This window comes from Algoriphagus iocasae (genome assembly GCF_014206875.1).
Taxonomy (GTDB): Bacteria; Bacteroidota; Bacteroidia; order Cytophagales; family Cyclobacteriaceae; genus Algoriphagus; species Algoriphagus iocasae.
Genome location: NZ_JACIJO010000001.1, coordinates 1,677,704 through 1,692,939 on the forward strand (window position 1 = coordinate 1,677,704; position 15,236 = coordinate 1,692,939).

Consider the following 15,236-nt stretch of genomic DNA (forward strand, 5'->3'; position numbering starts at 1 on the left):
AATTTTTTTCAATTAATTAAGTGCAACATTGTTTCAACATGATGTCTTTCTATATTTGCAATATAATTGCATTTACGACTCAGTGATCAGACTTTCCTTATTACTTTCTGCTTTGTTTTTAACTGGAATGGCAGCAGCTATTCCTTCGAAAAAAACAGACCTTCCCGCTGTAAATCACAGCATGGCTTCCAATCGTTTTGCTTTAATACACCTTTTTCAATCTGACACCACTCCTAAAATCCAGGAATTGGAAGAGGTAGTGGTCATTGATCAGGCAGAGATGATCCGAAGGGAAGAGTCAAATGCGATAGAGCTTGTAAAGCAGGATTTTATCCGAGAAAACCGTAGCGGGAGTTTGATGAAGTCTTTGGAAAGGATTCCGGGTATCAGCATGATAGGAATCGGTTCGGGAGCCTCCAAACCTCTGATCCGTGGATTGGGATTCAACCAGGTCATGGTAGTGGAAAACGGGCTGAAACATGAAGGCCAACAATGGGGAACGGATCATGGGCTGGAAGTGGATCAATTTGCAGCTGACCAGATTCAAATTATAAAAGGTCCAGCCTCCTTCAAATATGGTTCTGACGCGATCGGCGGAGTGATTGATATCCGGGAGAAATTGGCGCCGACAGAAGATGGTTTCGGAGGCTCGGTCGAACTCGGGACCCGATCCAACAATGGCTGGCTTGGTGGTTCAGCCAATGTATTTTACAGAAAAAACAACTGGTTTGCTGAAGGTAGGCTGACAGTGGCTGATTATGGGGACTTTAGAGTTCCTACAGACTCCGTGTTTGTTTATGATTTTGGAGTAGCCTTGCACGAGGGGCAAGTCAGAAACTCTGCCGGGCAGGAACTTGATTTTTCAACTCGCGTGGGATTTTTAGGGAAAAATTTCCGGAATACACTTGGAGTCAGTAGAGTGAGTACCAAAGCAGGTTTCTTTGCCAATGCCCACGGATTGGAGCCAAGGCAGGTGGATACCGAGCTTCATGACCGCTCCAGTCGGGATATCCTTTTGCCATTTCAAGAGGTGACGCATACCAAAGTGATCAATAAAGCCAGCTATGCGGCCGGAAATAATTTTCTCCAATTGGATCTTGGCTATCAGAGAAATGACAGGAAGGAGTGGAGCCAGTATGTTAACCATGGTTACATGCCTGCCATTTTTCCATCTGAGTTTCCTTATCCATCCACACAAGAAAGAGCATTTGATAAAGAGGTGTTTTCCATAAACCTGAAAGACGAACTTTTTCTGGACCGGCATGAACTGGGATTTGGTGCCAGTGGGGAATACCAGCACAATGATATTGGTGGATGGGGATTTTTGATTCCGGCCTTTCAGCAATACAGCTATGGATTTTTCGCAATCGATAAGTTCAAATTGGCTCCTCTGTGGCAACTGACTGCTGCGTTACGTTTTGATCACAGCCAAATCCATGTAGAGGAATACCAAGATTGGTTTCCCAGTGTGGAAGATGCATCCCAGGCAATCGAAGAAGATTACCTGTATAGGGCAGAGGAATTTCAGCGAAAATTCAACAGCTTGGTTTGGTCAGTAGGGGTGAATTATAAACCGGGAGATCTGATTTTCAAGGCAAATCTGGGGACCAGTTTCCGAATGCCCATTGCAAAGGAGTTGGCGGCAAATGGGGTGAATTATCACTATTTCCGCTACGAGCGGGGCAATGCAGGTCTGGATCCCGAACGTTCTCTGCAGCTGGACCTGGGAGGGGAGTGGAAGAAAGAAAAATGGCTGCTTTCTTTCAGTCCGTTTGTGAATTATTTCTCCAATTACATCTACCTCAATCCAACCGCCCAAATGGATGTGCTCTATGGCGCCGGAAATCAGGTTTTCAACTATACCCAGGCGGAAGTTTTGCGCTACGGAGCCGAAATGAGTGTTATGCATCAGTTGAATTCGAAATGGAGTTTTGAGCTGTTGGGAGAATATGTTTACAGCGAGCAGATGTCAGGTGATAAGCAAGGGTTTACCTTGCCATTTTCACCCCCTCCATCAGGAATTATCAATGCCACCTACAAGCCCTTGGCAGAAGGGTTTTTCAAAAATCCCTATTTCGCAGTGGATTTCAGAGCTACCGCAAGACAGGAAAATATTGTACCTCCAGAGAAAGTCACCTCGGGATATCAGTTGGTGAACCTAAGGGCCGGGACTGCCATTATTTTATTCGGACAGGAAGTCCAGGCTGACTTTCAAGTGCAGAATCTCTTCAATACACGATACCTGAACCACACGAGTTTCTATCGCCTGATCAATTTGCCGGAGGCAGGCCGGAATATCAGTGTATCCCTAAGTTATGAATTCTAAAATCCTATAAATAATATGAAAAATTGGTCACTATTTATTTTAATGATGATTTTCCTAGCTTCCTGTGGGGAAGATGAAAAGCCCCTGATCGATAAAGAATATCCGGAAATAATGATTGAGGATGATTCATTTCCTCTGCAATGCAGTGTGATTGAGCGGGGAACAACCTTGGAGTTCAAAGCATATTTCTCAGACAATGTAGAGCTGGGAAGTTTTAGTCTGGACATTCACCACAATTTTGATCACCACACCCACAGTACAGAAGTGAACAGCTGTGATGAGGATCCGGTAAAAAGCCCGGTGAACCCTTTATTGTTGATTCAGACATTTACCATTCCCGAGGGTTTGAAAGAATATAAGGGGACCGCTGAGATTGAAATTCCTGCTGATATAGATCCCGGTGATTATCATTTTCTGATCCGGTTGACCGACCAGGAGGGTTGGCAGACTTTGCAGGGCATGAGTATTAAGATTGAATAATTTGGTTGAAGATTTATTGGAAAGGCTGCTTAGGAATCTAGGCAGCTTTTTTTAATCAGTGTGTTAATACTGAATGTTTTTGTGGCTGGCAATTTCCTTTGGCTGACTTTTAAAAATGGCTATTCGGCTATCTTTTTGATCATTGGTTTTGGCTCCTGGCATCGGTGGCCATACTACTGAACGGCTTCAAAAGAACGATTAATAGTGGGTATTACCTTACTGAAAAAGTAGTGACACAACGAAAAAAGTCAGTCGCCGTAGCGGGTTTTTGTTTTAATGGGAGGAGCGATGGTTCAGGCTTTGCCGACTTCTTATCTTTGATTGGGTATGCTTGCCTTGTTTTAACCAGCGCAAGTGTAAAGTGATCAGATCTGAAGCAATCCTTTTATTTGTTCCTCTTCCTTGTCATTTTCCATCATTATCATCAGCTCATCTTCCGCTTTTAATTCTGTTTGCCCATTTGGCGTAATGAATTTGCCATTCCTTTTCACCAAAACTATCAAACAGGAGCTCGGGAAACCTAGTTCTAGGATTTTTTTGCCTTCTATGTTGCTTTCCTTCGGTATCTGGATTTCCAGAATGGCATTTTTAAAATCATCGGAAAGTTCTATGTCCAACATAGAACGTTTCTTAAGGGAGGCAGGGAGAGAGAGATGCAGGAGTTTTGCAGCAAGAGGAAGGGTAGTGGCCTGGATCGCAACTGAGGCAAGCACGATAAAGAATACCATATGAAATATCACTGCAGATTGCTCTATGTTGGCGATGAGGGGCAAGGTGGCAAACACGATGGGGACGGCCCCTCTTAAACCTACCCAGGAAATAAACACTTTTTCCCGAAGCTTGAATTTGAAAAAAGAAAGGGAGATGAAAACTCCTAAAGGCCTTGCGACCATAATCAAGAATAATGCTGCTAAAATTGCAATTCCTGAAACGGGGATAAGTTGTTTGGGGAAAACCAAAAGACCTAATGTGATGAACATAATGACCTGCATCAGCCAGGCAATCCCATCGAAAAATTTCATCAGGCTTTTCTTATGGGCCATTTTACCATTGCCCACAGTGATAGCACTGATGTATACTGCCAGAAAACCGTTGCCTCCAAGTAAATCAACAAAAGTATATGTGATGAGCACCAAAGCCAAAAGCATCACAGGATATAAGCCCTCAAAGTCCAGTTTAACTTTATTGATCAATAGGACTGTAGCTCTGCCAAATAACCAGCCCAGAAAACCCCCGACCAACATTTGGATAAAGAACATAGGAATAATTTCCCAAATCGATCCGGTCTTCAATGTGATCAGACCTAGCAAGGAAACAGTGAGGAAATAAGCCATCGGATCATTACTACCGCTCTCCAACTCCAATAAGGGTCTCAAGTGGCCTTTTAACCCTATGCTTTTTGCCCGCAAAACAGAAAATACTGCGGCTGCATCGGTAGAAGAAACAATTGCGCCGAGAAGAAGACTTTCCAGAAAATTAAGCTCGGTAATCCAATACACATATGAGCCAAGAGATAAACTTGTAAGAAAGACTCCCAGCGTTGAAAGAGCTATTCCAGGCTTCAGTACCGGCTTGATACTTGGCCATTTTGTATCCAGACCACCCGAATAAAGTATGTAGGTTAGTGCTATAATTCCCAGAAACTGGGCTATGGCGGGATTGTCAAATCTGATCCCACCGATCCCATCAGAACCCGCAAGCATGCCGACTCCGAGGAATATCAATAACATCGGAATTCCTGTCTTTCCGGTAGTCTTACTGGCCAAAACTCCAGCCAACAATAATACTGAGCTGATTAAAAGAATGTTTTCTGCAGTTAATGTCATCGTTCAAAAATGGAATAATCAAAACTATAAAAGTTTACATTCATTTTTAGTTTGGCTTTTTTTAAATCCTCTTTTGCAGGTAAACAAAAAATATATTCCCAAGGTTTTGAATGTGATGTGCAATCAATTTGACTGCTAAATCCCGCTATTGTTCAGGATATTTTTTTTAATGAGAATCAGAAATTTCCAATTTTAATGGGATTATCAATAGAACAGCTGGGTATTGTGATTTTCAGGAAAAAACCTAACCAATTGGCACAGAAATTTAGGCAGCGTTATAATGGAAATGAAAATCAGAATTTAAATCCAGGCCAAGTTTGCAAACTATATTGCAATTCGTAATTATATAGCAAACAATCTTGTGATATTGAAAACCCTTACTGGGGATCCTTTTGGTTTTTTACCAGTTTTCCATCTTTCACTATTACTTGGAAATTCTTTTCTGGCGTAGATAACAAGTTTAGATCAACGAGTGGATTTCCATTCACAAGGATCAAATCAGCAATTGCTCCTTCTTCCACTAGCCCCAATTTTCCCTGGTAAGGACTCCTCAAACCTGAAAGTTGTAAAAGCTGCGCATTATCATATGTGATCATTTTTATGATTTCACCATTGGTAAACCATTTTTGTAACTTCAAAATATATTCGTTTTGCTGTTCATTTAGATCTGGCTCAAAAAGAAAGTCAGTGCCCCAAGCAAGTTTGACTTTATGTTTTTTTGCCAAGCCCCATATTTTCTCCTGACCTTCTAGTACAGGTTTGCGTTTTTCCCTTCGCTGTGGATCCATATCTGGTGTATCCTCAACCAGGTTTTGAAGACTTAACCAAACATCTTTTTTCCGCATCATTTTTAGCGTTTTTTCATCCAAAAGCTGACCATGCTCTATACATTTAACACCAGCTTCAATAGCCCTTTGAACAGCTCTGGATGTATAGGCATGAACCATTACATAGGTGCCCCAATCTTCTGCTGCTTCCACAGCGGCCCTCATTTCATCAAAAGTATATTGTGTAACATCCACTGGATCATAGGCAGAAGAAGTTCCTCCTCCTGCCATCAGTTTGATCTGACTTGCCCCGAAGCGGAGATTTTCTCTTACTGCTGTCAAAACTTCATCTCTTCAATCAGCAATAAAGGTAGCCTGATAAACTTCTGCTCTGCTAGGTGTACCAAAGAAGCGTCTGGAACGTTCGTCAGGAGTTCTAAAATCACCATGGCCTGCAGTCTGACTGATAGTTGCGCCAGATGGCCAGATCCTTGGCCCGATAATTTTCCCTTGATCAATTGCTGACTTCAGCGGAAAAATAGGGCCACCTGCATCCCTCACACTTGTAAATCCTCGCATCAGCATTTTTTCCGCGTTGACAGCTGTTTTTTGTAGGATTAGCTCCTCAGATAAGTTTGGATTGAGCATATCTCTCATTGTTAAGGCTCCAAAAACCATATGTACATGGACATCAATCAAACCTGGAATCAGGGTTTTACCTGTCCCATCTATCAGTATGGTATTTGCCGGTTTAGCAATAGGCTCCAAACTGATGCCTTTGATTTTGTTACCTTCAATCCAAACATTCACTGCCTCTGAAAGTGTTTTGGATTTGACATTGAAGAATTTGACGTTCTCAAAAATGATGGAACTCGGAGGAGTCTGAGAATAAACCAAACTAAATGTGCTTAGGAAGAAAAATAGAAAGAATAACTTTCGTTTCATTTTATCAGTGTTTAAATGATAGGTGTCTGGTTTGGGGTTCTCAAGTCTAAGGTAAGATGAGCGTATAGGTCATTTTCACAAGTGCACCTAAGAAAGAGAAAACTACTCCGGTTAAAAATAATTTCAGAGTAATTGAATAATACTTATCAGCATTGTTTCGATCATACTTATTATTCAAAATTCGGTATAGGGAAGTAATCAGGAAAATGATACCGATCATTGTTGACAACAGAATGGCCATGGAAACAAAATCACCTTTATTGTCTCTTTTAACCAAGTCAGTGGCAAAATTCAATACAAATCCCAAAATGATTCCAGATGCAGTGACTAGAGGTTGACGATAATTAAAATTATGATCTCTTTCCATTCTTCTAGAAATTTAACTTTTCTTAAAAATAGGATTAAATACCCATAGTGTTTTTCATGGATGAAGATGTTTTCTTTCTATCCTTAAGCCTTATTCCCATTTATTTCACTCTACACAGCTATGGCTTTACTTCATTTAGTTTTAAACCATTACACTGCAAGCTTACAAAATAGGATGATAATTCAGTGAGGCCTTAGCATTCTTTAGGGAGGAGGTAAGATGTTTTATTAACCTCAAAGCCGCAAAGCTCACAAAGGATTCACAAAGAAAAGCTCCAAAGCACCGATAGGTTAATAGCCATTGCCCCGATAGTTAAGTTTAGAGATCCCTGATCATTTCCTGCCAAAAACTCGAATGGAGTATAGATTTCCGAAGCAATAAATTTATTCAGGAAGGTTTCCGAACTCGTCTTTGGGCAAAGGTTGGCTATTTTTACAGTTTTTTAAGGATCGAATCAGGAAACAATTATGGGCTCGATTACTTCCTGGCTTTTTAATTGTGTTGAATCCATTATGTTTGGCAAAAAATAATTCAATGTTGATTCGAATATTCTCCAAATCCTTTCTTCTTTCATCCACAATTATTCTTTTTCTTTTTGTTAGCTGCTCTGATCCGGTAGAGAAACCTGTATCAAAAGGAGATGATGGGCAGGTGTTTGCTATTGATACAAAAGAGAGTGAAATTCCTTATCTGGTCATCAGTACTGGAGGAAAAGAGATTCCCTATGAGCCGGGAGTCAGCGCTCAGATGAAGATTTACCAGCAAAAGAAGCTGATCCAAGAGCAAGCAATTGATCTGGAGTATAGGGGAAAAACTTCCTTTCGTCTTTCTGATAAAAAAGGCTTTAACTTCGAAACTATTGATGGCACAGGAGAGGGGGTAGATGTTTCCTTCTTTGGAATGCCGGAAGAAGAAGATTGGAGACTGATTGGGCATGTAGTCAACCTGAATGATAAATACATCTGGGATCGAAGCCTTATTTACAATCATGTGGGTTATGAGCTTTCCCGGAAAATTGGAAAATATGCCAGCAGAGGGCAATTTGTGGAGCTTGAAGTCAATGGAGAATACCTCGGGGTCTATTATTTCTGCGAAAAACCCAAGCGCGATTCCAACCGGATCGATATCAAATCTCTGAATGCCTCTACTACCAACCTTAGTGGTGGCTATATCTTAAAAATTGACAAGTCAGATGCCGGGCCGGAACAGGATAATAAGCCACTTTCCTATTTTCTAAACAACTGGGACGATGATGCCCGCTATACTTCGGCCAATAGCTTTCGAAGTAATTTTGACATTTTTAGCAAACCAATATCATTTCCAGCCTTCCAGCCACCATATCATGCAGATCAATATCTGGAAACTTATTTTACCTATGAGTATCCCAAAGCTGAGAACATTACCGAAGCCCAAAAGGAGTACATAGCGCAATATGTGGATCAATTTGAAAATGCCCTGATCTCCGATGATTTTACAAGCTCGTCACGGACCTATACCAATTTCATGGAGGTAGATTCTTTTGTAGACTATTTTCTGATCACCGAACTATGCCGAAATGTCGACGCCTATAGAATCAGTACTTTTGTCGAAAAAGACCGGGACGGAAAGTTGGCCATGGGACCGATTTGGGATATGAACATTGGGTTTGACGAAACAAACAGAATACCAATCAATGATTGGGTAGTTAAATACAATAATTACGTATCCAATGACCCTTGGATGGTTCCATTTTGGTGGCAAAGATTGCTGGAAGACCCGATTTTCAGACAAAAGGTAAAAACCCGATGGCAATCTCTGCGACAAAGTGAACTCAACAAAGTAATGTTGCAAAAAGTGGTAGATGATGCCAAGACCTACTTGGAGACGAATGGAGCCGTTTCACGCAACTATGCTAAATGGGACCAGGGCATAGGCGTGAACTACGATCAGTCTATTCAAAACCTCAAGGTCTATCTCACGGATCGATCTTCTTGGATGGATGCGGAGATCGGAAATTGGTAAAACATCTTAAAAAACACTTAGTTTTAAAGTCTATTCCTTAGAGGAAAATTCAATGATTTTATATGTGAAGAATTGGAATGTATTGTTTTGAACTCCAAAGGCGCTGAGCTCGCAAAAGTTTCGCAAAGATAATTTCCAAAGCAGGGATAGGTTTAAGGCCATGGCCCTCATAGCCTTTCTGAGGTATATATTATTGATATTACAAATTCCTGAGATATGAGTTCGGAATTGCATCCCGATAATTTTCGGAATCCGAATAACGCCATCTGTGGGCTAAATCTTTATTTTATGTTCTATTGCCCCCGAAATAATCGGGACAGGCTTTGTCGCAATGGGGATCGAGCGAGAATAAAATGTCCGGCTGACATTTTTAGCGAGAGGACAGGTGGCGTGTGGAAAAGGTCAAGTCGCGGCAAAGCTACTACCGCCCTGGTGGGGCTCTGCTTTGCAGAATTTATTTTGAGGTTCTCAACTCCTGGAGTCCTTTCGTGAATGTCAATAGAGCAACGTCCATGTGGTCTAAATGATTAAAAACCCTGCTTTTAAAATCAAGTCCTTTAACTGGTTTGTTTTGTAGTTTCATTGTCAAACTTTTTACAGGATTAACCGACCATGTTGAATCTTCTAATCCTCCAACACTCAGGTATAGCCCAATATTTTTCTGGTTTTTCGAAAGTTGCTCGGGTAGCTTGTTTAAATAAAAGTCGTTGTACCATAAGGTCGGGCTAGCCGAAACAAAGTTTTTGAAATCATTTGCTTGAACAGCTGATTGGTGTAATAAACTGTATAGCACAAAGTAGCCTCCAAAGGAATGCCCCATAAGCGTCCTGTCAGTCGTATCAGTTCGAAAGTCCAAGTCAATTCTTGGTAATAATTCTTTAGTAATGAAATCGTAAAAGTTTTGACCACCCCCAGGGGCTTCAAGTTCGTCAGAAGGCAATGCCTTTGGAAATAAATAATCTCTCATTCTCAAAGAGTCCATTGCCTTAAACGATTTGTAACCTATTCCAACTGCAATGAAGGGTTCCAGAAGTCCTGTTTTTTCATATTGATGAAGGATGGCAGACATCGTAGGGAAATAGAAGTTTCCGTCAACGAATACTAGCGTTGGATATTTCTTATCTGGATTTTCCACATATTCTATTGGGAGCTGTACATCAATGTAGAATGTATCTCTTACATATTCTGAGTACTGATTAAAATGTAAATCAAAACGATCTTTTTTACTTTCAACCGTTGAGCAAGCTGTCAACAAGATGATTGTCCAAATTGGGATGAGTTTTTTAAATATCATGGGTTTTAGGTTTCGGTTAAGAAATCACTTTGTTGAAATAGTTCTTTAAATAAATTTATTAGGTTAGCAGAGACTATAGGATTGAAACATCCAGATTGAACCCCACACCTAGACTGCTATGCTTACGGAATTCTGATTGGCTGGATTTTTTGTAAAGCGTTCCTGAATTAAACAGTCCAAGCGAGAAAAATATAGCTTCCCCTTCCTTGTTTTCTCCCTCAGATTCCACCCATTCCAATGCCACGATTACATCCTCGCTCAATACAATATGATAGGCTTGGAGGTCCATGCTGATTTCTCCTGTTTGATTTGGGGCAATTTTGATCAGTATGTTTTCCCTGAGGATATTTCTTCCAGGTTTGCCTTGCTCAACCTGGTAAAAATTTAACCTGAAGACTGAAGGAGCACTTAGCCTGTTGTAGGATACATGGAAGTTGAAGGCCTCTACCAAAGTAGGGGTGCTACGGATATTTATTTTGATACCCATCTCAGCCCCAAGTTGATCATAGCTGAATCCAGTACTCATGAATTTGCTCTGTGTCTTATTTCCGAGGGTTTTTCTTTTTAATCTTTCTGTAGATACCACTACTTCGTCCAATTCGCCAAATCGTTCCTCCAGATGAATTGATAAGGGCATTTCTTCAAACATTAACTTTTGTATGGGAAATTCAATGGATTTATATCCTATGGCGGAAATTCTGATAGTATCCTTTATGAATTGTTTTGTCAGTGAAAGAGAGAATTCTCCCTTTGGATCAGATACAGTCCCAATTCCTTTGTTCAAAACCCCAATATTTACATAAGGGATAGGTTTGTCATTATTAGAGTCAATAATTGATCCTGAAAACTCTAGCTCTGACTCTTCCTGATCAGATAAAGAGAAGAGTTGATCCGTGGTATTATCCTGTGATTTTAGACCTGCCCAATAGCTGGTGAAGTCTTCTTTGCCCATGAGTACTTTGTTGAAAAAAAGGACAGTGGCGGTTTTAATCTGTTCATAGATATCCACAGAATTAGCCGAGGCATTCAGAATGGAGGGAATTGCAAAAAAATCGGAATGCTTACTGTTTCGGAACCGAAGATAATATTTTTCAGCCTCGGATTTCTCAAAGTAATTGTAGCTTTCAGAAGGCGTAAAATTGTCCAATTTGTCCCCGCTTTCAAGATATAAGTAGGGAATTTTAAGTCTTTCTGGTTTCAGTAGCTTGGAATCATATATTTTCCGGATGGCGCGGTCATCCACCTCTGATTCTCCGAAATAGTGTGATTCTGTCCCGTCCCAGGATACAAAAGCTTTGGTATCGGGATTTCTGGCAATAAAGGCAGCAGCACTCATTCCACCCCAGCTGTATGCTAAGATTCCCATTTTTTCAAAATCCCCACTGACAATTCCCTTTTTTTTGAGGTAAGCCACTGCGAATTCCGCATCCAGCACCTGTTCCATCATATCTTCCAATTCATTTGTCATATCGCCCGGATATCTTCCTACCGACCAGATAGAAATAACCAAATAGCCACTTTGCGCCAGTTCTTCCAGTACTTTATAGTTTTCGAAACCCATGCCGTTGAACCCTGCCATATATAGAATGACCGGATGAGTCGAGTCTGGGAATGAAAGATCAGAATAGCTTTGAGTGGGTATATCCAATAGATTTTTCCCATCGGTTCCTATCCCTAGCTGAGCCACGTAGAATTGTGCAAGTTCTTCTGTCATCCCGCTGAAGTCCTGCCCGTCCTGATACTTGGTAGCTCGCTTTTCAAGAAGCGAGAAAAGATCTTCAAAAACCAGTTCGCTGTTTCCTTGTTCTTCTGAAGGATACCAGATGTCAAGCTCAACAGGGCGGTAGTGCAGGTTGTCTCCTTGAGCTGTATTGGGTTTAAAGATTCTTGTGGTGTCCTGTACTTGTATGGAAAGAAATCCGGCATGGTAACGCTGTGCAAAAGTGTCAAGACCTGTAAATAATAGAATAACTAATAGCGGGAAGTACCTCATCGATTTTATTGACTTATATATAAAAGAGGCTCTTCGTAGTTGAAAGGTTGGAATCGGTAAACTTGATTTTTTTAAAAAGGAATGTTGGATCCGAAGGAATGCAGCAATCAAAAAATTGAATCCATTAGATCCATTTTCAAATTGAAATTAGATTTGGTTCTAGGGGGAATTCCCGGAATTGATGAAAAACGGGTCTTTGGGTTGGAATTTTATTGTGTACTATAATCCATGGGTTCATAGAGAATTAGGCCTCTCAAAGTAATTTTCAATCCAAGGTTCATGCAGCATGTCAATGAGAGCCTGGCGATACCGAAAGTAGGGGTAAGGGAGAATTATAAATTCCATCCAGTGCCAAAAAAAATGAAACTGCATCTGACTTGGATCATCAAGTTGGCCTCATTATTCTGTAGCGATATTTTATGAAGCCTAAATTTGCTTTAAATTCCGTTTAGATCAGGTGCAACTACACCTATTAGTTTCGAGGTTTATAGCAACCAATATGTTCAATTTCGACCAATTTTGTTCGCTAATTTTTTTTTCATCCGATGTAAATAAACCTCTAGAGTGTTTCCAAGGCTATTTATAATGGCATAGAAATGGGAATTCCAAAAGTCTTCTGGGAGCTGTGTGCCCCAATTTCAAACAGATATAAACCATGATGTGGAGAAATTATTTCAAAATCGCTTGGCGAAATTTAATCGTAGACAAAACGTATTCTTTCATTAATATTTTTGGTTTGACGATCGGGTTGGCATCATGCTTATTGGTGGCAACTGTAGTTTTGGATGAAATTTCATATGACAGTTTTTGGGCCAAAAAGGACCGGCTTTACCGTATACTGACTGTGGAAACATCTGAAGGGATGGAGGGTAAGTCGGAGTCCTCATTTACGAACTTGGCGGCCACCTTACAAGAAAATTTCCCGGAAGTCGAAGCAGCTGGGAGTATATCCAAAGGGAATTACAATTTCCGGTTGGATGAGCACAGTACGGATGTTATACAGATGAACTTGATTCAGGCAGATACCAATGTATGGGAGATGCTTGATTTCACTATTTTACAGGGAGCTCCTGAGCACTATAGGCCGGGGATTGGGAATTTGGTTGTCACCCAATCATTTGTGGATTCTCATTTTCCCAATGAGTCTCCTGTAGGGAAAGAAATCCAACTAGTCTCTCCTTATCTATCTGATTCCAGACCATTTTTGATTACAGGTATCATCGCTGACATTCCCTCCAATACCTATTTGAGAGCTGACGGAATTCAGATTTCCAAACCTTCGGATACACCATTAAGTAGGGAGGGTTGGGGCTATTTTGATGAACAACTGATTCTGGTCTCCTCGCAAACAGTTATTCCGGCTTTTACAGATAAAGTGAACAAATGGTATAAGGATTACATTACCGATGCCTCTGATGAGTTGAAGCAACGTGTTAATACCTATGAATTCCAGCCCATCGAAGATATTTACCTCAAATCAGACTTTGCTAGTCAGGAAGTCAAGGGGAATCCTGCCAATGTCTATTTATTTTCCGGGGTTGCCATTCTATTGCTGACGATTGCCTTTATCAACTTTGTCAACCTCAGTGCTGCCAGATCCATCAAGAGATTCAGGGAGATTGGTGTTCGAAAAGTATTGGGTGCCGGCAGGAGGCAATTGATTTCACAGTTTTTATATGAAAGCCTGCTGTTCTTCCTGATTGCAGCCCTTTTGGCAAGTACCTTATATGGATTGAGTTTGGTACATGTGGAAGAACTATTAGGTCACCGGCTTGAAATAAAGTTTTTCGAAAATGTTCCCCTTTTGCTGGGATTTGCCATATGCGTCATTCTGTTGGGTATCATGGCAGGAGTATACCCCGCTTTGATGGTGGCGGGTTTTCCGCTAGGGAATGCTTTGAAAAACAGTTTTGACAGGAAGGGAAGTGTCTCCGTCTCCATTATTCGAAAAGGTTTAGTGGCTACTCAATTTGTTTTTGCCATCTTAGTTTTGATCGGCACAGTGACTGTTTGGTCTCAGATGCGCTTTATGGAGGACAAAGATCTTGGCTATGACCCTTCCCATGTACTGAGTATTTCTTCTTTTGCGACAGAAGGCAAATCTGCTGAGCTCAAACAGCAAATTGAAAAGATAGCCGGTGTAGAAGCGGTGAGTCTTAGTAATTGGGTGCCTACCAAAGGGTCTGGTTCTTTGACCAAAAGAATCGAAAATCCACAGGATCCTGATCAGGTCATTCCGGTTGATTACATTATCGGAGATATTGATCTGCCCAAAGTCATGGGGATGGAAATTAAAGAGGGAAGAGATTTTGAGCAAAGGGACAACTTGCAAAGCACATTGGTTTCTGTGGAGGATAGTGAAGCAAATGATAAGGTCTCTCCAGTAATTCTAATAACTCAAAGCACCGCGGAGCTTTTGGGAGTAACAGAATTAGGAGGAGCCATATCCAATTTGGAAGAAACTCCAATAGGAATACTAAGTGATTTCCACAGTATTTCTTTGAGAGACCCTATCAAGCCTACGGTAATCATGGCAAATAATGAATTTAAATATGCTTCGGTTTTGATCAAAGTTCAAGATGGAACGGAATCCCAGGCACTCGATGCCGTTGGGGCTATTTGGAAGGAGTTTTATGACGCTAAGCCGTTTAAGTTTGAATGGGTGGACGATTTGGAGAAGAAGCAATATGACAAAGAGCATCGACAGGCTCAGTTGTTTACTATTTTCAGTGGTCTTATGCTGTTTTTGGCAAGTTTGGGAGTCTTTGGGCTGGTAGTGCATTCGACAGAGCAGAGGGTCAAAGAGATAGGTGTGAGGAAAGTTTTAGGTGCTTCCGCAGTCAGCATTGTTCAGATGTTTTCCATTGACTACCTTAAACTGGTGCTGGTTTCATTACTGATAGCATCACCGATTGCCTGGTATCTGATGAATATCTGGCTCCTTGATTTTGCCTATAAAATTTCCCTTCAATGGTGGATGTTTGTAGGAGCAGGTTTCCTTGCAGGTTTCTTAGCACTGGCTACTGTCAGTGCCCGTGTGCTTTGGACTGCTCATAGTAACCCTATTCATTCCTTAAGATCGGAGTAGCCAAGGGATTATTTTGGGAGGTTGTTAAGGAAATCAGGCCTACATTCTATAAAAGCAAGTAGGTATTAGAATGTAAATCAGGTTATATTTTGGTTCGGAATAAACCCTAAAAACAGGGGTTTATTCCTTATTGAAACATAATATCAATA

8 protein-coding genes and 1 pseudogene are annotated in these 15,236 nt (G+C 40.9%); 4 read left to right on the forward strand and 5 right to left on the reverse strand.

The features are described 5' to 3' along the window. Positions 1 to 82: 82 nt before the first annotated feature. Positions 83 to 2,326, forward strand: coding sequence for a TonB-dependent receptor (locus tag FHS59_RS07230; protein WP_317168172.1), 2,244 nt, complete (start codon positions 83 to 85; stop codon positions 2,324 to 2,326). Between the two features lie 15 nt (positions 2,327 to 2,341). Then, a complete protein-coding gene (locus tag FHS59_RS07235) occupies positions 2,342 to 2,806 on the forward strand; it encodes a DUF4625 domain-containing protein (RefSeq protein ID WP_184494394.1) in 465 nt (154 codons plus the stop codon). Positions 2,807 to 3,171: 365 nt separating this feature from the next. Here FHS59_RS07235 and FHS59_RS07240 read toward each other — a convergent pair whose 3' ends face one another. The 3 genes and pseudogenes from FHS59_RS07240 to FHS59_RS07250 all read right to left on the reverse strand — a co-directional run bounded on the left by FHS59_RS07240 (position 3,172) and on the right by FHS59_RS07250 (position 6,711). Beyond that, a complete protein-coding gene (locus FHS59_RS07240; protein ID WP_184494396.1) occupies positions 3,172 to 4,632 on the reverse strand; it encodes a potassium/proton antiporter in 1,461 nt (486 codons plus the stop codon). Between the two features lie 377 nt (positions 4,633 to 5,009). Further along, a pseudogene (locus FHS59_RS23595) lies at positions 5,010 to 6,344 on the reverse strand (amidohydrolase family protein). Between the two features lie 46 nt (positions 6,345 to 6,390). Further along, positions 6,391 to 6,711 (reverse strand): hypothetical protein, encoded by a 321-nt coding sequence (locus FHS59_RS07250; protein ID WP_184494398.1) that lies wholly within the window; start codon positions 6,709 to 6,711, stop codon positions 6,391 to 6,393. Positions 6,712 to 7,245: 534 nt separating this feature from the next. Between FHS59_RS07250 and FHS59_RS07255 the strand changes: the two genes are divergently transcribed. Next, a complete protein-coding gene (locus FHS59_RS07255; RefSeq protein WP_184494400.1) occupies positions 7,246 to 8,712 on the forward strand; it encodes a CotH kinase family protein in 1,467 nt (488 codons plus the stop codon). 454 nt (positions 8,713 to 9,166) lie between these two features. On the opposite strand, the gene FHS59_RS07260 is transcribed toward FHS59_RS07255, so the two are convergent. Both FHS59_RS07260 and FHS59_RS07265 read right to left on the reverse strand, forming a co-directional pair. Then, positions 9,167 to 10,006: an alpha/beta hydrolase gene (locus FHS59_RS07260; RefSeq protein ID WP_184494402.1), complete on the reverse strand. Its 840-nt coding sequence runs from the start codon at positions 10,004 to 10,006 to the stop codon at positions 9,167 to 9,169. Positions 10,007 to 10,079: 73 nt separating this feature from the next. After that, positions 10,080 to 11,999, reverse strand: a complete 1,920-nt coding sequence (locus FHS59_RS07265; protein WP_184494404.1) for a carboxypeptidase-like regulatory domain-containing protein — start codon at positions 11,997 to 11,999, stop codon at positions 10,080 to 10,082. Positions 12,000 to 12,654: 655 nt separating this feature from the next. Here FHS59_RS07265 and FHS59_RS07270 point away from each other — a divergent pair. Continuing rightward, positions 12,655 to 15,087: an ABC transporter permease gene (locus tag FHS59_RS07270; protein WP_184494406.1), complete on the forward strand. Its 2,433-nt coding sequence runs from the start codon at positions 12,655 to 12,657 to the stop codon at positions 15,085 to 15,087. The last annotated feature ends 149 nt before the right edge of the window (positions 15,088 to 15,236 follow it).